The sequence below is a fragment of the Spirosoma radiotolerans genome (assembly GCF_000974425.1).
Classification (GTDB): Bacteria; Bacteroidota; Bacteroidia; order Cytophagales; family Spirosomataceae; genus Spirosoma; species Spirosoma radiotolerans.
In genome coordinates, this window is the sequence record NZ_CP010429.1 from 4,563,522 (window position 1) to 4,584,224 (window position 20,703).

13 protein-coding genes are annotated in these 20,703 nt (G+C 51.4%); 12 read left to right on the forward strand and 1 reads right to left on the reverse strand.

The genetic code is table 11. From position 1 onward, the window contains the following. The 7 genes from SD10_RS18540 to SD10_RS18570 all read left to right on the forward strand — a co-directional run bounded on the left by SD10_RS18540 (position 1) and on the right by SD10_RS18570 (position 16,522). On the forward strand, positions 1–2,637 hold the full coding sequence (locus SD10_RS18540; protein ID WP_227699012.1) for an ABC transporter permease: 2,637 nt from the start codon (positions 1–3) through the stop codon (positions 2,635–2,637). Positions 2,638–2,831: 194 nt separating this feature from the next. Continuing rightward, positions 2,832–3,170: a PadR family transcriptional regulator gene (locus tag SD10_RS18545; protein WP_046575782.1), complete on the forward strand. Its 339-nt coding sequence runs from the start codon at positions 2,832–2,834 to the stop codon at positions 3,168–3,170. Between the two features lie 13 nt (positions 3,171–3,183). Then, the gene (locus SD10_RS18550; RefSeq protein WP_227699013.1) at positions 3,184–5,892 is read left to right on the forward strand and encodes an ABC transporter permease; all 2,709 of its coding nucleotides are present in this window, start codon (positions 3,184–3,186) and stop codon (positions 5,890–5,892) included. A gap of 2 nt (positions 5,893–5,894) precedes the next feature. Further along, positions 5,895–8,522 carry an ABC transporter permease gene (locus SD10_RS18555; RefSeq protein ID WP_227699014.1) on the forward strand — a complete coding sequence of 876 codons (2,628 nt, stop codon included), beginning with the start codon at positions 5,895–5,897 and terminating at the stop codon, positions 8,520–8,522. A gap of 2 nt (positions 8,523–8,524) precedes the next feature. Further along, positions 8,525–11,170, forward strand: a complete 2,646-nt coding sequence (locus SD10_RS18560; RefSeq protein ID WP_227699015.1) for an ABC transporter permease — start codon at positions 8,525–8,527, stop codon at positions 11,168–11,170. Positions 11,171–11,175: 5 nt separating this feature from the next. Then, positions 11,176–13,872, forward strand: a complete 2,697-nt coding sequence (locus tag SD10_RS18565; protein ID WP_227699016.1) for an ABC transporter permease — start codon at positions 11,176–11,178, stop codon at positions 13,870–13,872. Between the two features lies 1 nt (position 13,873). Next, positions 13,874–16,522, forward strand: coding sequence for an ABC transporter permease (locus tag SD10_RS18570; RefSeq protein ID WP_052731220.1), 2,649 nt, complete (start codon positions 13,874–13,876; stop codon positions 16,520–16,522). Between the two features lie 60 nt (positions 16,523–16,582). Here the strand turns inward: SD10_RS18570 and SD10_RS18575 are convergent, their stop codons facing one another. Next, positions 16,583–16,945 carry a DoxX family protein gene (locus SD10_RS18575; RefSeq protein WP_046575784.1) on the reverse strand — a complete coding sequence of 121 codons (363 nt, stop codon included), beginning with the start codon at positions 16,943–16,945 and terminating at the stop codon, positions 16,583–16,585. A 154-nt stretch (positions 16,946–17,099) separates the two neighbouring features. Between SD10_RS18575 and SD10_RS18580 the strand changes: the two genes are divergently transcribed. The 5 genes from SD10_RS18580 (at position 17,100) to SD10_RS18600 (ending at position 20,678) form a co-directional block, all read left to right on the forward strand. Beyond that, entirely contained in the window at positions 17,100–17,495 is a 396-nt protein-coding gene (locus SD10_RS18580; RefSeq protein WP_046575785.1) for a winged helix-turn-helix transcriptional regulator, read from the forward strand. Positions 17,496–17,643: 148 nt separating this feature from the next. Further along, positions 17,644–18,792: a tRNA 2-thiouridine(34) synthase MnmA gene (gene mnmA, locus SD10_RS18585; protein ID WP_046575786.1), complete on the forward strand. Its 1,149-nt coding sequence runs from the start codon at positions 17,644–17,646 to the stop codon at positions 18,790–18,792. Between the two features lie 109 nt (positions 18,793–18,901). Continuing rightward, entirely contained in the window at positions 18,902–19,639 is a 738-nt protein-coding gene (locus SD10_RS18590; protein WP_052731221.1) for a 3-keto-disaccharide hydrolase, read from the forward strand. A gap of 60 nt (positions 19,640–19,699) precedes the next feature. Beyond that, positions 19,700–19,951: a hypothetical protein gene (locus SD10_RS18595; RefSeq protein ID WP_046575788.1), complete on the forward strand. Its 252-nt coding sequence runs from the start codon at positions 19,700–19,702 to the stop codon at positions 19,949–19,951. Positions 19,952–19,976: 25 nt separating this feature from the next. Beyond that, positions 19,977–20,678: an HAD family hydrolase gene (locus SD10_RS18600; RefSeq protein WP_046575790.1), complete on the forward strand. Its 702-nt coding sequence runs from the start codon at positions 19,977–19,979 to the stop codon at positions 20,676–20,678. Positions 20,679–20,703 lie beyond the last annotated feature (25 nt).

A 20,703-nucleotide genomic window follows, 5' to 3' on the forward strand; every position in this document is an offset into this window, starting at 1 on the left:
ATGAAGCCAACCCCCCTCCCACCGCGCTGGGCCACCCGCCTGCTGCACTGGTTCTGCGCTCCCCATCGGCTGGACGAACTGGAAGGCGACCTCGACGAGCTGTTCCAGGAACGGGTCAAATTGGTGGGGCTGCACCAGGCGCGCCGACGCTACGTGCGCGATGTGTTTAGCCTGATGCGGCCCTGGATTATTGATCGTCCCTCTACTGAATATGCAACGTCGGATTACCCGACCCTTTACTTTCTTCATCCTGACATGATACGCAATTATTTCACCGTTGCCTGGCGCAACCTGATTCGCAACAAAGCCTTTTCGGCCATTAACCTTCTGGGGCTTGCGCTGGGAATGGCATGCAGCCTGCTCATTATGCTATGGGTGCAGGACGAACGTAGCGTAGACAGCTTTCATGCAAATGGTAAAAGCCTGTACCAGATCTATGAGCGTCAGCATTTCGATGGAAAAGTCTACGCCAGTTACTTTACTCAGGGCTTGCTGGCCGACGAACTCAAACGGACTATTCCTGAGGTGCAGTATGCTACGGCTATGGAGTCCAATTATCCCACCACATTTTCGGTAGGAGAAAGGATCATTAAAATGGAAGGGACGTTTGCAGGAGCCGATTTCTTTACCATGTTCAGTTATCCTTTTTTGCAGGGAACAGCCGCAACGGCGCTGCGTAGTCCGGGCGGCATTGCGATCTCCCGCAAAATGGCCGAAGCCTTCTTCGGGAGTGCAGAAAAAGCAATTGGCCAGTCGATTCGTGCCGAGAACAAAGTCGATTTATTGGTGACAGCCGTATTTGAGAACCTACCGGCCAACTCATCGCAGCAGTTTGATTTTCTGCGAACGTGGGTTGATTTCGAGAAAGACAATGATTGGGCCAAAACCTGGACTAGTACGGACCCGATGACGTATGTACAGTTGCGGACAGACCGAATGGGCAAACCCATTGACCAGGCCCGTGTGGATGCCAAAATCAAAGATTTCATTTATAAATATGTGCCAAAAACGAAGGGTTTTCTGGTAGAATTAGGCCTGCAGCCCTATCCCGAAAAATACCTGCATTCGAACTTTAAAGAGGGTTATCTCGACGGGGGCCGGATCGAGTATGTACGACTGTTTAGCATCGTCGCCGTATTTATTCTGCTGATTGCCTGCATCAATTTTATGAACCTGGCCACGGCCCGCTCCACCAAACGAGCCAAAGAAGTGGGCGTTCGGAAAGTAGTTGGCGCGGCTCGTTCGGCCTTGATCGGCCAGTTTGTAGGCGAGGCTATGCTGCTCACGTCCTTTTCCATCATCATTGCGGTTGTGCTGGTGGCCTTACTTTTGCCAGCCTTCAACACCCTGACCGGCAAAATGCTCGTTCTACCGGTTACTAGTCCGGCATTCTGGGCTACGTTACTGGGTTTACTCCTGCTGACGGGCTTCGTGGCCGGCAGTTATCCCGCCCTCTTCCTGTCATCGCTAAACCCGATTCGGGTGCTAAAAGGGAGCCTGCGGTTTAGCGCCGGAGCGGCCTTTTTCCGTCAGGGTTTAGTCGTCTTTCAGTTCGGACTGTCGATCATGCTGATTGTCGGTACGATTGTAATCTACCGCCAAATGAACTACGTCCAAACGAAGAATCTGGGCTATAATCGCGAAAACCTGCTTTATATCCCGGTTGAAGGCGATTTACCACAGAAGTACGATTTATTCAAAGAAGAAATCAGTGCCTTACCCGGCATTCTGACTGTTTCCCGGATGCGGGAATCGCCAACCGCGCTTGGCCACCACGTTGATGATATCGGATGGACCGGTAAAGACCCGAACCTGCGAACAACGTTCGCCAATACGGCTGTTGGTTATGATTTTGTCAAGACACTGAAGTTGACCTTGAAGGATGGCCGCGACTTCTCGAAAGACTTTGGAACGGATACCCTCGGCTTCCTCATCAACGAAACGGCCCTGGCCAAAATTGGATATAAAAACCCAATAGGCAAACCTCTCGATTGGGGTGGGAATAAGGGACACATCATTGGTGTCCTGAAAGATTTTCATTTTAATTCGATGCGGCAGGCCATCGAACCGCTCATTATCCGACTGGATAGACGTCCACAGTGGGGCACCATTCTGGTCCGCGCCGAAGCGGGCAAGACCCAGGAAGCCATTGCGAGTCTGGAGAAAGTATGTAAAGAATTGAATCCACTCACCCCCTTCACCTATCAGTTCTCGGATCAGGAATACGCTAAACTGTACCGAAGCGAACAGGTCGTCAGTCAACTGGCTACTTACTTTGCCATACTGGCCATTTTCATTTCGTGCCTGGGTCTGTTTGGCTTAGCGGCCTTCACGGCTGAACAGCGGACCAAAGAGATTGGGGTTCGGAAGGTGCTCGGCGCATCGGTTACCAGCGTAGTGGCCCTACTTTCCAGAGACTTCCTCAAACTGGTCCTGATCGCCATTGTCATTGCCTCTCCCCTGGCCTGGTATGCCATGAATCAGTGGCTGGAGAGCTTCATGTACAAAATTGACCTTTCGTGGTGGATGTTTGCGTTAGCAGGTCTGCTGGCGGTGGGTATCGCGCTACTAACCGTGAGCTTCCAGAGTATCAAAGCCGCCCTGATAAATCCGGTCAAGAGCCTGCGCTCAGAATAACAACCTCATGCATGTAAAATCAGCAAGGCCATCCAAACGGGTGGCCTTGTCCGTTTCAGTACGTTTTGTGTCCGCTATTGGACACCAGACCAATTGTCTATTTTGGCAAAAATGCGTCTAGAGTGCGGTATGATGGCTTTTCTCAGGTTGGCACCGCATTTGATCGACAGAATCGTATAAAATAATTCCCTGCTATGAAACGGGCTTTTTTGGGAGAGTTTGAAGAAATTGTTCTGCTCACCGTTGCGGTGCTGGATGAAGGTGCTTACGGCGTTACCATCACCCAGGAGATTGAGCAAAAAACGGGGCGCTCCGTTGGTTTCAGTACGGTCCATACGACGCTGCAACGCCTGGCCGAAAAAGGCTTTCTGACGTCGACCATGGGCGGGGCTACGGCAGAGCGTGGTGGTCGTCGAAAACGTTTTTTTGCCGTTACGGCAACCGGACGTAGAGCCTTGCAGGAGGTCAAGCAAATCCGGGAGGAGTTGTGGGGCGCCTTACCTCCCCAAACATTACAACTGATGGGCAATTGATCCTAAAACAGCCATGGGAAAGCCAAACCGCCAGACTGACATGCCGAACCATTTCCGAAACGTTGGTGACGCAGCGGCTAAGCCACCCCGTTGGGCCACCCAGCTCCTGACCTGGTGGGGCGATCCCAACACGGGCGAAGAAGTGCAGGGCGACCTGCTCGAACTCTACGCCTACTGGGTCAAAACGGTAGGCAAACGACGGGCCGACTGGCGATACAGCCTGAGTGCCCTGAAGCTGTTACGGCCCATGGCCAAATCAAAGCACGTACCTGAGTACACGACCACCTTTTTTCTGAGCCCCGATATGATCCGAAATTATTTAAAAGTCGCTTTTAGGAACCTGGTCCTCCGTAAGGCATTCACCGCCATCAATATTATCGGGCTGGCTATGGGTCTGGCTACCTGCCTGTTGATTGTGTTATTTGTCCAGCATGAGCTAAGCTACGACAACTACCACGCCAAAGCCGATCGGCTTTTCCGCGTAACGATGGACGGCCAGGTTGGCGGTAAAGCGATTAATCTTGCGCCCGTTGGCGTTCCCGTTGGCCCAGCTATGTTCCATGACTATTCGGGGGTAGAGGCCACTACACGGCTGTACAACGAAGGGACGTTTATCGTCAAAAATGCGAACGAAAGTTTTAAAGAAGAGCATGTCATTTTCCCCGATTCCAACTTTTTCGAGGTCTTCTCGATACCGCTACTAAAAGGCCGGGCAAAGACGGTGCTGCTTGAACCCAACACGGTGGTACTTACCGAAACAATGGCCCATAAATATTTTGGAAATCAGGACCCTATCGGCAAAACGCTGACGCTGGGCACACGCGGCCTTTTTCGGGTAACGGGAGTCTGTCAGGACGTCCCCTTAAATACGCATTTCCACTACGACATTTTTGCGTCTATTCGCTCGGTTCAGTTGCGCGAAACGTGGCTATCCAGTGGAGCGTATACATATGTGGTTCTGCGTCCCGGCTACTCGATTGATAACCTGAAGGCTAAAATGCCCGAGTTGATCAGTAAATACATGGGGCCGGAAATCCAGAGCCTTCTGGGTATAAGTCTGGTCGATTTCCATAGAAAAGGCGACCGGTTTAGTTATCAGTTTCAGCCCATTACTGACATTCACCTTCAGTCGCACCTTGAGAATGAAATAGAGCCAAACAGCGATATTCAATACATATATATTTTCTCCGCCATTGCCGTATTTATCCTGCTGGTGGCCTGCATCAACTTTATGAACCTGAGTACGGCCGGATCAGCCGGACGAGCGAAGGAAGTAGGCATTCGCAAAGTACTGGGTTCCGTAAAACAGCAACTGGTCGGGCAGTTTTTGAGTGAGTCGGTACTGGTCACGTTTATCGCCTTGTTCGTTGCGCTGGTTATCGTGGTTGTAGCCTTACCGAGCTTCAACCAACTGGCCGACAAACAGTTTTCGGTCAGTTCGCTCATACATGGCTGGATGATGCCGGGCATGCTACTGGCCAGTCTGTTGATTGGTTTGTTAGCTGGTAGTTACCCCGCCTTTTTTCTCTCAGCCTTTAAGCCCATCAGCGTCCTGAAAGGAACGGTTCGAGCGGGCTTTAAAAGCGGCTGGCTACGCAACACCCTCGTTACGACTCAGTTTGTCGTCTCTATCAGCATGATTATCGGCACTATGGTGGTGTATCAGCAGCTCCATTTTATTCAGAATAAGAAAGTCGGATTCGATAAAGATCAAGTGCTGATTATCCACGACACCTATTCCCTTGGTGCTAAAGCGGATGCGTTTAAAGCCGAACTGGCTAAGCTCTCTTCCATCCGTAACGTTACGCTGGCAGGCTACTTACCCGCTGGAGCCTCTAACCAGGCAACGGATGGGTTTCAATTAAAAAACGGAGCTGGCGAGTCGATTACCTACCGGGAGCAGTCCTACTATATTGACGAGAGCTACGTACCGACGCTGGGGATCGGGATCGCTCAGGGCCGTAACTTTTCTAAAGCTTTTCCGACCGACAGTGCTGCCGTGCTTATCAATCAGGCAGCGGTCCGACAGTTTGGTTGGAAAAATCCTGTTGGGCAACAACTTATGACCGTCGGTAACGGCAGCCCTGAGAGCAGACGCACGTATACGGTTGTAGGCGTCGTCAACGATTTCCATTTCGCGTCGATGCATCAGCGCATTGCCCCGTTAGTCATGTTTTATGGGTCCGACAACTACCAGATGGCCCTGCGCATCCAGACGACCGATATAGCCGGTCTGCTGAAAACGGTGGAGCAAACCTGGAAAGCCCAAACCAATACGCCTTTTGCTTATTCCTTCCTGAACGAACGCTTCAACAACGTTTACAAAGCCGAACAGCGTATCGGGCAGTTGTTCAGTATTTTCGCCGGACTAACGGTCGTCATTTCCTGCCTGGGCCTATTTGGTCTGGCGATGTTTACAACCCAACAACGGACCAAAGAAATTGGCGTTCGCAAGGTGTTAGGCGCGTCGGTTGCCAGTGTTGTTGCGTTACTGTCGCGCGACTTCGTGAAGCTGGTACTGGTTGCTATCGTCATTGCATCGCCCCTGGCCTGGTACGCTATGAACCGGTGGCTACAGGACTTTGCCTACAAGATTGATATCGCCTGGTGGGTATTTGCGCTAGCCGGTCTGCTGACCATTAGCATCGCCCTGCTAACGGTCAGTTTTCAGAGCATCAAAGCAGCCCTGATGAACCCCGTCAAGAGCTTACGCAGCGAATAACGATGAAGACCCCAAAGCCATCGGGCAAGCCTATTCATCCACCCCGTTGGGCCACCCAGCTCCTGACCTGGTGGGGCGATCCCAACACGGGCGAAGAAGTGCAGGGCGACCTGCTCGAACTCTACGCCTACTGGGTCAAAACGGTGGGCAAACGACGGGCCGACTGGCGATACAGCCTGAGTGCCCTGAAGCTGTTACGGCCCATGGCCAAATCAAAGCACGTACCTGAGTACACGACCACCTTTTTTCTAAGCCCCGACATGATCCGAAACTACGCCAAAATTGCCTGGAGGAATCTGGTTAACCACAAACTATACACTGGTATCAACGTTTTTGGGCTGGCATTGGGCATGGCCTGTGCTTTACTCATTGGTCTATGGGTACACGAAGAACTAAATTATGACCGCTTTCTGCCTGATGTAGACCGCGTTTACTTCGTGCGTGTCCAGGCGGAATACAAAGGCAAAATTGGCACTAATTATGCAACGCCGGGGCCGTTGCAGGAAGCTATTGGCAGCGAGATACCTCAGGTAGCGGCTGCCACAAAAACGAACTGGGGTAGCGAAACACTTATTAAAGCGGGTGAAAAAGCAACCAAGGAATTTGGCCGCTATGCAACAGCCGACTTCTTCCGTGTCTTCGACCTACCCGCTATAGATGGTGACCCCAAGATGGCCCTGGCGCAACCGGATCAAATCGTTATTACCCGAAAATTGGCAGAAAAATTCTTTCCGGAGGGACAGGCACGGGGGAAGGTGCTTCAACTCGATAATGCTACATTTTATAAAGTGGGGGCCGTTATTGAAAACATCCCAACTAACGCAACGATCCAATTCGAATGGATGGTCAATTGGAAAGCGCAGGAGAAGGAGTGGATGAATAACTGGGGCAATAATTCGTTTCTGACCTACCTCCGCCTAAAACCAAACGCCACCGCCACGCAGGCCGAAGCGGCCATGAAGGACATGTATGTGCGTCATGCCAAACAACCTGCCGATTTCAACGCCGTACAATATCCCATTCTGCATCCAATGGCAGATGTGCATCTGTACTCAGAATACAAAGACGGCAAGGTAGTGGGTGGTGGCATCGAGTATGTCCGCACCTTCTCCCTGGTTGCGCTATTTATTCTGCTGATCGCCTGTATCAATTTTATGAATTTAGCCACGGCCCGGTCATCCACCCGTGCCAGGGAGGTGGGGGTGCGCAAGGTTGTCGGCGCCATGCGCCCTGCCTTGATCGGTCAGTTCCTGAGCGAATCCCTGCTGACAAGCTTGCTGGCGGCTGTGCTGGCAGTAGGCCTGGTTTGGCAAGCGCTGCCAACATTTAATCAACTGTTTGACAAACAGATAGCACTCAGTTTATCGACGCCTGTACTTTGGCTGGGGCTGATCGGACTAGTCGTATTCACGGGCTTTTTGTCGGGCAGCTATCCGGCGCTATTTCTGTCAGGGTTACAGGCGGTTCGAATTCTTAAAGGAAATCTACAATTCGGCTCAGGCCCGGTAGCCTTCCGCAGAGTCTTGGTGGTCGTTCAATTTGCGCTGTCCGTATTTTTGATCGTCGGCATGTTGGCGGTAAGCCGGCAAATGAATTACCTACAGGAGAAACACCTCGGGCTTGATCGGGAAAACGTGGTTTACATACCTATAGAAGGCGAAATGGCCAATCCTGAGAAAGTAGAGGTATTTCGACAGGAAGTGATGCGTTTGCCATCGGTTGCTGCAGCCACGGCGACGTCCGACCTGCCCATTGATGTCACCTGGACAACAGCCGGCAATTTGACATGGACGGGCAAGGACCCCAATCAGGAAACAAATGTATCGGCCATGCTGGTTGGTGGCGAGTTTACCCGCACCATGAACATTAAGCTGCTCAGCGGGCGTGACTTCCGACCAGGCAGCCTCGCCGACTCCTCTAATTACCTCGTCAATGAGGCCACCGCAAAATTGATGGGAATCGACAATCCGGTCGGCAAAGAAATTAACTTTTCGATGGGCAAAGGCCGGATTATCGGGTTGATGAAAGATTTCCACCTGAACTCTTTACACCAGGCAATCAATCCTTTAGTTGTGTGTTTTGGGGCAAAATATGCGCATTATATTTTGGCAAAAACCCGTGCCGGACAAACCAATCAGGCCATCGCTGACCTCGAAGAATTGACAAAGCGATTTAACCCAAATTATCCGTTTACCTACCACTTCCTGGACGAAGCCTACGAGAAGCTATATCGGAGCGAGCAGCAGGTCAGTTCGCTCGTCAACTACTTTGGCATGCTGGCCATTTTGATCTCCTGTCTGGGTCTGTTCGGCCTGGTTGCCTTTACGGCCGAACAGCGGACCAAAGAAATCGGTATCCGTAAAGTACTGGGCGCCAGCGTCCAGAATATTGTCGGCTTACTATCGGCCGATCTCCTCCGGCTCGTCTTGATTGCTCTTGTGTTAGCGACACCTGTGGCGTGGTGGGCCATTGACAAGTGGCTCAAGACGTTTGAGTATCGGCAGGAATTAACCTGGTGGATTGTCGCCCTGGCAGGGTTGTTAGCGGTAGGCATTGCCCTACTGACCGTCAGTTTTCAGAGTATCAAAGCGGCCCTGATGAACCCCGTCAAGAGCTTACGTAGCGAATAGCCATGAAGATCCTCAAACCTTCGGATAAGTCTGTCCAGCCACCCCGTTGGGCTACCCAGCTCCTGCGGGGGTGGGGCGATCCCAACACGCAAGAGGAAGTGCAGGGCGACCTGCTCGAACTCTACGCCTGCTGGGTCAGCACCGAAGGCAAACGGCGGGCCGACTGGCGCTACAGCCTGAGTGCTCTGAAACTGTTACGGCCCATGGCCAAACCAAAGCACGTACCTGAGTACACGACCACCTTTTTTCTGAGTCCGATCATGCTACGAAACTATTTGAAAATTGCCCACAGAAACTTGGTCAAGAACAAGGCTTATTCGGCCATCAACATTGGCGGACTGGCCGTCGGTATGGCCATAGCGATGCTGATCGGCTTGTGGATTTGGGATGAACTGTCCTACAACAAATACCACCAGAACTATGACCGTATTGCGCAGGTCATGCAGCGCGGAACGTTCAATGGAGAATTTGGTGCCGGCGGTTATATGCCCTTGCCGTTGGGAAACGAGCTACGGACAGCTTTTCGCGACGACTTCACCTATGTCGTCATGTCGTCCTGGACCCGCGAACATATTCTGGCCTATGGGGAAAATAAATTTACCAGAACGGGAAATTACCTGAGCCCGGAAGCCCCCGATCTATTCGCGCTGAAGATGCGCAGAGGCACTCGGGCAGGTTTAAAAGACCCTTCGTCTATTCTGCTGTCGGAATCGACAGCTCAAGCTCTTTTTGGGGACGTTGATCCTATGGGCAAATTGATGAAACTCGATAATAAGCTGGACGTAAAAGTAACGGGCGTATACGAAGATTTGCCCTACAATACCGAATTCAGAGACTTGAAATTTATCGCTCCCTGGATGCTGTATGTGTCATCGTCGGATTGGGTAAAACGGGCTCAGGACAATGCAGAATGGGACAATAACTCCTGGCAAATACTGGCTCAGATTGCTCCCGGCGCGAATTTCGACGCGGTTACAGCAAAAATTAAAGGATTACGGGTAAAGCATGTCCCCGAGACGGCACTTTTCAAGGCAGAGGTCTTCCTAAACCCCATGAGCCGGTGGCATTTATACACGGGCTGGGACAAAAAGGGAAATCTGGACGGTCGAATTCAGTATGTCTGGCTATTTGGCATCATCGGCGTATTTGTGCTGCTGCTGGCCTGCATCAATTTCATGAACCTGAGTACGGCCCGTTCCGAAAAACGAGCCAAGGAAGTGGGCATCCGCAAAGCCGTTGGTTCCGTACGCAGTCAGTTGATCAGTCAGTTTTTCAGTGAGTCGTTGCTGGTGGTCGCGGTCGCGTTTGTTTTGTCCTTGTTGCTGGTCCTGCTCATTCTCCCGCTCTTCAATGAGGTGGCGGATAAGCACATAGGCATTTTGTGGACCAACCCGATTTTCTGGCTGGCTGGCCTCGGGTTCAGCCTGCTCACGGGCCTCATTGCAGGGAGTTATCCGGCGCTGTATCTGTCTTCATTCCAGCCGGTAAAAGTGCTCAAAGGCACCTTCCGGGTTGGTCGATTTGCAACCGTTCCACGGAAGGCGTTGGTCATTGTCCAGTTTACGGTTTCGGTTACGCTGATTATCGGAACGATCATCGTTTTTCGCCAGATTCAGTACGCTAAGAATCGGCCGGTTGGGTATGATCGAAACGGCCTGATTACCGTCACTATGAATACACCGGAGCTGCACAGTCATTACAATGCCTTGCGGGAAGACCTGTTGCAGACCGGTGCCGTGGTCGACATGTCTACTTCCTCGACGCCCACAACGAACCTGAATTCACAGAATGGTGGATTCGACTGGGAAGGGAAAGACCCGAATTTCAAAGCCCAATTTGGGACAGTCGCCGTAACGCATGACTTCGGCAAAACGGTTGGCTGGCAGTTTAAACAAGGGCGAGACTTTTCGCGCGCCTTCTCGACCGATTCATCCGGTATGGTCATCAATGAAACGGCCGCCCGGTACATGGGCTTGAAAGACCCGGTAGGGAAAACAGTCAAATGGAATGGCAGACCGTTTCAGGTGGTGGGCATTGTAAACGATATGGTGATGGGATCACCGTTCGAACCGGTTTACCAGACCGTTTTCATGCTGAATTATGGCTGGGCCGATGTCATCAATATCAAATTAAACCCACAGCAAAGTGCCGGCGAATCGCTGGCGAAGATCGAAGCCGTGTTCCGTAAATTCAATCCAGGCAGCCCGTTCGATTACAAATTCATTGATCAGCAATACGAGCTCAAATTTGCTACCGAGGAGCGGATCGGGAAACTTGCTTCGACCTTCGCCATGCTGGCTGTTTTCATTTCCTGTCTGGGCATTTTTGGGCTGGCTTCCTTCGTAGCCGAACAACGGACGAAGGAGATTGGTGTTCGCAAAGTATTAGGCGCAACAGTCCTCAATCTCTGGAGTTTGCTCTCGAAAGATTTTGTCATACTGGTCGCTATTGCCTTCGGTATTGCCACGCCGATCGCCTATTACTATCTCAGTGGCTGGCTCCAGAAGTACGAATATCATACGGAGATGCCGTGGTGGATTTTCGCCGTCTCAGGCGCAGGCGCGTTGGTCATTACCTTGCTGACGGTGAGTTTTCAAAGCATTAAAGCCGCGCTGGTCAATCCAGTGAAAAGTTTGAGAAGTGAGTAGATAGCATGACGAACAACCCTCACCCACCCCGTAACGAAGGACCGCGCTGGGCTAGCTGGTTGCTGAACACGTTCGGCGATCCCAACACGGGCGAAGAAGTGCAGGGCGACCTGCTCGAACTGTACACTTATTGGGTTGGGACCGTGGGCAAACGGCGGGCCGACTGGCGATACAGTCTGAGTGTCCTGAAGCTATTACGGCCCATGGCCAAACCGAAGCACGTACCTGAGTACAAGACCACCTTTTTTCCAAGCCCCGGCATGATCCGCAACTATCTAAAAATCGCTCTCAGGAATCTGGTCCGGAGCAAGACCTACTCAGCCATCAACATCGGCGGCTTGAGCCTGGGCCTGGCGGCTGTGATGTTTATTCTGCTCTTTGTGGAGGACGAAGTTTCGTACGACCGTTTTCACAAACATGGGAATCAGCTTTATAGGGTCGTACTCAATTCAACGACCCCCGAGGGCCGCGAAGTCAGAACCGGTTCCACGGGTACGCCCGAAGGCCCAACCTTTGACCAGGAGCTGCCCGAAGTGGCTGGCTTCTGTCGTATGGTAGGCTATGAAATGCTCGTTCGCAAACAAAATGAGGGCATTTACGAGCAGGTGATGTATGTGGATACGTCCTTTTTCCGGTTGTTTAGCTTCGAACTACTGGCCGGTGGAACCACGCCCCAGACGCTGCTGAACGATCCGGGCAGTGTGGTTATTACGGACGATATGGCGCGCAAATATTTTGGCACCACCCAGGTAATTGGCCGCCTGCTAACCATCGATGCAGGAGGGAGTTTCGATAACTACCGCATTACGGGTGTCGTAAAATCGCCACCTAAAAATTCCAGCATACAGTTTGATGTGTTACGCCCGTTTGTCGCATCCTTACCTCCAGACTACAAGACCCGACGCGCCCAATGGGCTGAAGGATCACTGAATACCTTCGTGCTCTTGCAGGCCCAAACCGATGAGGATGGGGCCACAGGACAGGCGACAGATCCGGCCTTGACCGAACGGAAGATGGCTTCTGTGTTTGAAACCCACGCTCGTGCACAGCTTGACCAACTCAGCAGAGAATACGGAAACGCCAGCGTAACGTATCATTTGCAACCTTTTACCGACATGCACCTCGATGACCGCTACGACATGAGCAACGGCCTGGTGCAGGCTTCCTCATCGATCTACTCGTATATCCTGAGCGGCATAGCTGGCCTGATCCTGCTATTGGCGGGCATAAATTTTGTAAATCTAACCCTGGCCCGGTCGTTACGCCGAACCAAAGAGATCGGCATTCGGAAAGTAACCGGCAGCACACGGCAACAGCTCATTGGCCAATTCATCGGCGAAGCGTTTCTGCTAACTTTTCTGGCGTTCGTTCCGGCGGTACTCGTTGTTTACATGCTGCTGCCCCAATTCTCAACTCTGGCAAATAAGGCCTTACAGCTTGGCTTTTTAGCGTCCCCCAAAACACTCCTTCTGTTCGGCAGCTTGCTCCTGGTTGTTACGCTGCTGGCCGGTTTTTACCCCGCGTTTGCGCTGTCGGGTTTCAACCCAACGCAAATTTTATACAGTCGTTTGCGACTTGGCGGACGCAACGGATTAGGCAAGTCACTGGTTATTCTTCAATTTATGATCGCTACCGTCTTGCTGATCGGGACGGTCGTGCTGCATAGCCAGTTCGAGTACATCCAAACCGCTAACGTAGGCTACGAACGGGCCAACCGGGTCCGGATTTATGTTCCTTGGGGACGAGAGCGGCAGGGAGAACTGCTGAAACAGGTTCTACGGCCAGAACCCGGCATTGAGGCCGTCGCCCGGAAGTCAGGAGGTCACCAAAAACGAACTATCTATATTCGGAATAAGCCCGTCACTACAGCCACAGAATGGATCGACGATCAGTATCTTAGGTTTGTCAATGTGCCTGTTGTGGCAGGCAGGGCGCTCAATCTCGCTAATCCCGCCGATAGTTTGTCGAATATTCTGGTGAATGAAACCTTTGCCCGACAGTTTTTTACGGCCAACCAATCGGCCATCGGGCAGGTCGTCCAGCGCAAAGGCGATGACAACAGTAACCATGACCTGACGGTGGTTGGTGTGGTGCGCGACTATCAATACCGATCGTTGCGCGACAAACCGGAACCGGTTCTGCTGCAACTGGGGAAGCCCGAACAAATGAATCAGCTTTATGTGAAGCTGACCCCTCACCAAACGAAGGCCGCGCTGGCCACTATCGAAAGTCAGTTCAACAAGCTCATTCCTTACCAGCCTTTCTCGTTTCATTTTATGGAAGACGATCGCCTGGCTGACTACGCGGACGATGCCCGCTGGAAACAACTGATTACCTATGCAGCCATGCTCGCTATTTTCATTGCCGGACTGGGCCTGTTTGGGCTCGTTTCGCTGGCAATCGAGCAGCGGATTAAGGAAATTGGCATTCGAAAAGTGCTGGGTGCCGATCTAATCACCATTGCCCGGATGCTCTCGATGAGCTACTTAAAACTGGTGGCCCTTGCGTTTGTGATTGCGGCTCCCGTTGGCTGGTACGCGGCCCGCTACTGGCTCGATACGTTTGCTTATCGAATCGACCTAAGTGGGTGGCTGTTCGGGCTGGTCGGCCTGTCGGTGCTCGGCGTTGCGCTCCTAACGGTCAGTTTCCAGAGTGTTAAAGCGGGGCTGATGAACCCGGTGAAATCACTGCGTTCTGAATAGGATGAAAGCCCCAACAACACCCGGTCCGCCCCGCTGGGCCACCCAACTTCTGCGCTGGTGGGGCAACCCCGATACGGACGAAGAAGTGCAGGGCGACCTGCTCGAACTCTACCCCTATTGGGTCAAAACGGTGGGCAAACGACGGGCCGACTGGCGATACAGCCTGAGTGCCCTGAAACTATTGCGGCCGCTGGCCAAATCGAAACCATCCACGGAGTACCCAAAACCTTTTTTATTAAGTCCTTCTATGATACGCAACTATGTAAAAAACGCCTTTCGAAACCTGACCAAAAGTAAGGGATACTCCTTTATTAATATCACAGGGCTGGCCGTTGGCATGGCCTGTGCGGTATTGATATTTTTAGTAGTCAGGCATGAAACCAGCTATGACCGATTCCATACAAACGGAAACCGAATTTACCGGGTTGAGGGCGAAAACATAAAAGAAAAGCATACCTATCCAGGTACGTATACGGGCATGACGAACGCCTTGCATACCGATCTGCCCGAAGCGGAACTGGTCGTTCCTATTCTTCAGACTAGAGGCAGCACACTCGCCGTCCCGAACTCCGACAAACGCTTCAAAGAAACATTCGTATTTGCCGGGAATGAGTTGTTTCATTTGCTCGACTATAACTGGGTCACAGGCGACTCCCGTACGGCTCTATCCCAACCGAACACCGTTGTCCTGACGCGAGCGTATGCTGAAAAGTATTTTGGTACCACCGACGTGCTTAGCAAAACCGTTCAGCTCGATAATAAGCAGGACTTGCTGGTAGTCGGTGTACTGGAAGATTATCCAGCAACGACCAGCTTTCCATTCGACATACTGGTTTCGTTTCCCACAATCAAAAGTGCCAAGCCGGATATTGACTTGAACCGGTGGAATGGCTGGAGTGACAATTTTCAGGTGTTTGTGTTACTAAAAAACGGTATAAATCCCGCTCAACTCACCAGGCGATTTCAGCATATAGTGGTCAAGTACCTGGGGAAAGAAGCCCTTGCCGACAAACGCTTTTTCCTGAACTCGTTGTCTCAAATCCATTATGGAAGCAATCTGGGAGGCCGATCGGCTAATATACCTCTACTCAAGACACTGTCGTTCATTAGCTTGCTAGTGCTGCTGATCGCCTGCTTTAACTTCATCAATTTAAGCACGGCTCAGGCATTCAAACGAGCCAGAGAGGTGGGTATCCGAAAGGCCATTGGCAGCACTCGCTTGTCGCTGGTGTATCAGTTTCTGACCGAGGCCGGACTACTTACCTTTCTGGGGGCGCTGACAGCCATCCTGTTGGCTCAGATTAGCCTCCCGGCCGTTGCTACAACACTAGCGATTCCGCTTACTTACTCGGATATATTTACCTGGCAAACGGCTCTGTTTGCGAGCGGGCTACTGGTGTTGACAACCTTGCTGGCGGGTGTTTATCCGGCCCTTCGCCTATCGGGCATGGCCCCAATCTGGGCCTTAAAAAACAACGTATCACTCCCGCACAAGCAGTGGTTTTCTTTACGACAAGGGCTGGTAGTCGTTCAGTTCATGGTCTCGCTGATTCTTATCAGTAGCGCCTTTCTGATCAATCAGCAACTTGACTTTTTTCGAAATGCCGATCTAGGCTTCGATAAATCGGCTCTTATCACCGTAAGTATTCCTGATAATAAACCTGAGAAACTACAGGCCCTCCGCAATCAACTTATCGAATCCCCACAAATTAAGGACGTCAGTTTCTCCTTCAATAGTGCATCGGCAGAAAGCAACTGGATGCAGGGAATGCAGTATCGGAAAGGAGTTGAAACTACCGATATCAAAACGCAGATGAAAATGGCTGATTCGCATTATATGGCTACCTATGGGATTCAGTTATTAGCAGGAGAAAAACTTAAAGACACCGACACATCTTCAGCTTCGTTTAAAATCATTGCCAATGAAGTATTTATCAACCGGATGGGCATTAGCCGGCCCAGAGAAGCCATTGGGCAGCGCGTGTATTACGGAGATGGACAGGAATTTGCCACGATTGTTGGGGTCACAAAAAACTTCAATGTCAACTCGCTGCACCAGAAAATCGACCCAACGGTGATTCAGGTCGTACCGAACAATTATTATCAGGCAAGCATCAAATTACAGGGCGAAAAGCCAACAGCCGGGACCGTGCAGGCAGCGCTGGCGCACATTGAAAAAGCGTGGACAGCCACCTTTCCCAACCAGGTATTCGATTATAGCTTCCTGGACCAGGCGCTGGCGCAGGCCTATCAGTCCGAAACCCGAATGGCGAAGCTCATCGAAGCATCAACTTTCTTAGCGATTTTGATTGCCTGCCTGGGCCTGTTCGGTCTGGCAACGTTTACGGCCGAACAGCGGACCAAAGAAATTGGGGTGCGTAAAGTAGTGGGCGCGTCGGTCTCAGGCATCGTCATTCTGCTCGCCAAAGATTTTCTAAAGTTGGTTTTACTGGCGATCATCATTGCTTCACCCATCGCCTGGTATGCCATGAGTCAATGGCTACAGAATTTCGAATTTAAAGTTGAGATTCAGTGGTGGGTATTTGCGCTGACAGGCCTGTTGACAGCGGGAATTGCCCTGCTGACGGTCAGCTTTCAGAGCATTAGGGCCGCCTTGGTGAATCCCGTCAAGAGTTTACGCACTGAATAAATGGGCAAAGGCTTCTGGCGCAGAGAACATACACGTCATTCTCTGCGCCATGTATTCATACTAAGCCGCCGACGTGGGCAGGAAAATCGTTTTATTCCGCAGAAAAGCCGAAATCCAGATCAAAACGATGGGCAGTACGGCGTTCAGCGCTGTGCCATGCGACAGCTCGGTGGCGATGGCCCCCGCGAAGTAGCAGGACAGTAAGATGAAGCCAATCTTCATCGTTTTGGGGTAAATAAATAAAGCAGCAAAAACGATTTCCATAGTTCCCAACGCCAGAACATGCTGGCCGACGCCTGCTTTGCTAAGCGTGGCCACTATTTCGGGAGACTGAGTCAACTTCATTACGCCACTGAGAATAGCCATTCCGGCTGCCAGGACGGTAACAACGATGGTTATAATACGCATAACTTTAGAATTCATTTTCAGTATAAGTTAGTGTAGCCTTCACTGACTACGTAGTACAGAAACAAACGTAGATAAACTAGCTATCTATTTGTAATCAGTATCCCAAAGGATACCAGTATCTTTCAGTATACCAGCCGACTAAGTTGATCCCGTCTTGTATCTTTAGCACATGAGTTCAGTCAGTCATGAAATCTTCCCAAAAGTGGGCACGGTGCATTCCGGTGAAGCATGTACGCAGAGTTTACAGGCCGTACAGGACGCGCTTTATGTGCTGAATGGAAAGTGGAAATTACCGATCATCATTGCCCTGAGCAATGGGCCGAAGCGCTTTCGGGAGTTGCAACGCCTGGTTACGGGCATTACGGCCAAGGTGCTGAGCAAGGAACTGAAAGAACTGGAAATGAATGAATTTGCCCTAAGGCATGTGTATGCAACCATGCCCGTTACGGTTGAGTATGAACTAACGGAATATAGTCAATCATTAGACAGTGTGATTCGGGCTCTGCGCGACTGGGGTATTCAACACCGGGCCCGCATTTTAGGAAAAGATAAGCGAGACGTGTAGAAGACCGTCTGCCCAACTAAATCACTCACCCCCAAGCCTCCCGAAACTAAGCACACGCCAAATTGTGTTCGTATCTTTGTGTGTCGTTATCAACGGCGCACACTTAGTCAAAACCATTAACATCGCGGGGCTTTGAACCCCGGCAGATATGAGCAAACACGGACGAATTCTGGTCGCCATGAGTGGCGGCATCGACTCTTCACTAGCAGCCGTCCTGCTACACGAAGAAGGCTATGAGGTCATTGGGATGACCATGAAAACCTGGGATTATGCCTCTTCCGGCGGGACAAAAAAAGAAACGGGCTGCTGCAGCCTCGACAGCATCAACGACGCCCGCAACATTGCCGTTAACCTCGGCTTTCCCCATTATATTCTGGACATTCGGGAAGAGTTTGGGGATGCGGTAATCGACCATTTCACGGGTGAGTACCTCGAAGGCCGGACGCCCAACCCCTGCGTGATGTGCAATACGCACATCAAGTGGGACGCACTGCTGCGCCGGGCCGACCGGCTCGACTGCGAGTCGATTGCCACGGGCCATTACGCCCACATTCGGGAAGAGAACAACCGATTTATTCTTTCCAAAGGCATTGACTCGCTCAAGGATCAATCCTACGTGCTGTGGGGCGTTTCGCAGGCGAGTCTGAGTCGGACCAAATTGCCATTGGGCCACTTGCGTAAGTCCGAAATTCGAGAGATGGCCAAAGAGCGAGGCTTCATGGAACTGGTCACCAAATCAGAATCGTACGAAATCTGTTTCGTACCGGATAACGATTATCGGGGCTTTTTAAAACGGCGGATGCCGGGTCTGGAAGCCGAGGTAGCCGGCGGCAATTTCATTCTGGAAGGTTCCGGAAAAGTGCTCGGCAAACACCAGGGCTACCCATTCTACACCATTGGTCAACGCAAAGGGTTGGGCATGGCATTTGGCCAGCCTATGTTCGTTACCGAAATTCGGAAAGACACGAATGAAGTCGTGCTGGGCGTCGACAAAGACTTATTCCGGGATGGCATGATCGTCAGCAAACTGAATTTGCAAAAATACGACCGCATCAACGGACCTCTCGAAACGGTTACCAAAGTGCGTTATAAAGACCCCGGTACGCCAGCCACCATTTCGCAGGAAGGCGATAAAATTGAGGTGCTTTTCCACGAAGGAGTGTCGGCCATTGCACCCGGTCAGGCCGCGGTTTTCTACGACGGCGATGATGTAATTGGTGGCGGCTGGATTATGAAAAGTTTTCGCCAGGGCGATCCGCAAACGCACCAACCGGTTGCTGCAAGCACCGTAGCCTGAAGGTTGTCTTATTATTTTCAAATAAGAACTCGCCAGGAAAACAGAGACTTACCATTCTTTGTATTCCTGGCGAGTTCCTGTTTACCGCCTTATTGCCTAAATTTCCCACATGAAAAAGTTATTTCTGCTTACAGGGCTCCTAATGGCCGTTGCTGTTCAGGTATTTGCCCAATCATCCACTTCCAGTGTGGCACCTTCCAGTGCGGCACCCTCCAGTGCGGCACCCAAAGGTCATCCAAACACCGCATCATCTGGTTGGAAGCCCTTGTTTGCCAGCGACCTTTCGGATGCCGGATTTCCCAAAGGCGTGTGGAGTATGGACGACGGGGGCGTTTTGACGGCAACTGCCGATAAAACCATCTGGACAGCCATTCCTTACGACGATTTCATACTTGATTTGCTCTTCAAAACCGCCGATGGCACCAATAGTGGCGTAGTTGTTCATGCCAGCGATACAACGAACTGGATTCCAAACTCAGTCGAGATTCAGATTGCCGACGACTATGCTAAACAATGGGCCGAATCGCCCAAAAACTGGCAGTGTGGTGCTTTTTTTGGGCATCAGGCAGCCACCAAACAACAAATTGTTAAAAAGCCCGATGAGTGGAACCGATACACGATTACGTGTCAGGGCAAAATGATTTACGTCGTCCTTAACAATCAACTGGTCAACACCATCGACCTGTCGAAATTCACCTCGGCCAAAGTGAATCCTGATGGCTCAGAAGCCCCATCCTGGTTCAGTAAAGCCCCCGCCGACTTGCCTTTACACGGCTACATTGGCTTACAGGGCAAGCATGCCGGTGCGCCCATTTACTTCCGGAATTTGAAAATAAAAGTCCTGTAAGGCGGGCATCCTGTCCGTCTTACAGCGAACCCAACCGCCGTAATCGGTTGTTCAATAGGTATGCAAACCGATCCACAGACCCGTCATAGTCCTGCACTGCCCGAATTACGTTTCTCCCTTAATCTACTCTATGTAGGTCGATTGCTGCTGGGAATGAAGGCATCATCGCTGACGAACGACGAACGGATCGATGCATTCGATGAGCGAATCGAAGATATAACCGACGAATTGGTGTCAACTGAACTCCTTCACGAAGCGGCTATTTTAGCGGGTGATGTTTTGCCCACTGCCCCGCCCGACACCGACAGTTAAGCAACTTTATCCTTCAGTACACTTTATGCCCAACACTCCATCTGGCGCCCACGATTGGGCCGGCCAATCGTGGGCCGCTCTTTTTGACATGGACGGCGTCCTGATCGCTAATACCGATTTCCATATCAATGCCTGGCTGCAGTTTGCTCAGCAACATAACCAGCCGCTTACCCGCGATCAATATGTCGAACATATCAACGGGCGTGTGGCTGCCGACGCGATGACCTATGTCTTCCAGCGCCCCATTTTGCCCGGCGAGTTGATTGTGCTGACTGAAGAGAAAGAAGCTATTTATCGCGAATTATACCGACCACACCGTCAGCCCACACCGGGTTTGCTGGATTTTCTGGCGGCTTTGCGTGCTCAGTCCGTTAAGCTGGCCGTTGGCACGTCGGCTCCGGAAAGCAACGTGTTATTCACTCTGGATGAGCTTCCGTTAAGACCTTACTTCGATACAGTTGTAGATGCCAGCATGGTTCATCGCGGCAAACCCGACCCGGAGATTTACCTGACGGCCGCTCAGCGCGTCGGTGTCGAACCCGCTCAGTGTGTGGTGTTCGAAGACGCCTTTGCCGGTATCGAAGCGGGCCTCCGGGCAGGCATGAAAGTGATTGCATTAGCCACGACGCATACGCACGACGAACTCGCCGATACGGGTGCCTCTCTTATTGTCGATGATTTTACTGACTTAAGCGTTGCTGCCGTTAGGGCATTACTTGATACCTAAACGCCTTTCGACAGAACCACGAACA

What these genes read in the sequence shown, in the direction of transcription:
- SD10_RS18550 (WP_227699013.1), top strand. Translation starts at nt 3,184, where the DNA reads ATGGGAAAGCCAAACCGCCAGACTGACATGCCGAACCATTTCCGAAAC.
- SD10_RS18575 (WP_046575784.1), bottom strand. Translation starts at nt 16,945, where the DNA reads ATGAATTCTAAAGTTATGCGTATTATAACCATCGTTGTTACCGTCCTG.
- SD10_RS18565 (WP_227699016.1), top strand. Translation starts at nt 11,176, where the DNA reads ATGACGAACAACCCTCACCCACCCCGTAACGAAGGACCGCGCTGGGCT.
- SD10_RS18600 (WP_046575790.1), top strand. Translation starts at nt 19,977, where the DNA reads ATGCCCAACACTCCATCTGGCGCCCACGATTGGGCCGGCCAATCGTGG.
- SD10_RS18540 (WP_227699012.1), top strand. Translation starts at nt 1, where the DNA reads ATGAAGCCAACCCCCCTCCCACCGCGCTGGGCCACCCGCCTGCTGCAC.
- SD10_RS18570 (WP_052731220.1), top strand. Translation starts at nt 13,874, where the DNA reads ATGAAAGCCCCAACAACACCCGGTCCGCCCCGCTGGGCCACCCAACTT.
- SD10_RS18595 (WP_046575788.1), top strand. Translation starts at nt 19,700, where the DNA reads ATGCAAACCGATCCACAGACCCGTCATAGTCCTGCACTGCCCGAATTA.
- SD10_RS18560 (WP_227699015.1), top strand. Translation starts at nt 8,525, where the DNA reads ATGAAGATCCTCAAACCTTCGGATAAGTCTGTCCAGCCACCCCGTTGG.
- SD10_RS18545 (WP_046575782.1), top strand. Translation starts at nt 2,832, where the DNA reads ATGAAACGGGCTTTTTTGGGAGAGTTTGAAGAAATTGTTCTGCTCACC.
- SD10_RS18590 (WP_052731221.1), top strand. Translation starts at nt 18,902, where the DNA reads ATGAAAAAGTTATTTCTGCTTACAGGGCTCCTAATGGCCGTTGCTGTT.
- SD10_RS18555 (WP_227699014.1), top strand. Translation starts at nt 5,895, where the DNA reads ATGAAGACCCCAAAGCCATCGGGCAAGCCTATTCATCCACCCCGTTGG.
- mnmA (WP_046575786.1), top strand. Translation starts at nt 17,644, where the DNA reads ATGAGCAAACACGGACGAATTCTGGTCGCCATGAGTGGCGGCATCGAC.
- SD10_RS18580 (WP_046575785.1), top strand. Translation starts at nt 17,100, where the DNA reads ATGAGTTCAGTCAGTCATGAAATCTTCCCAAAAGTGGGCACGGTGCAT.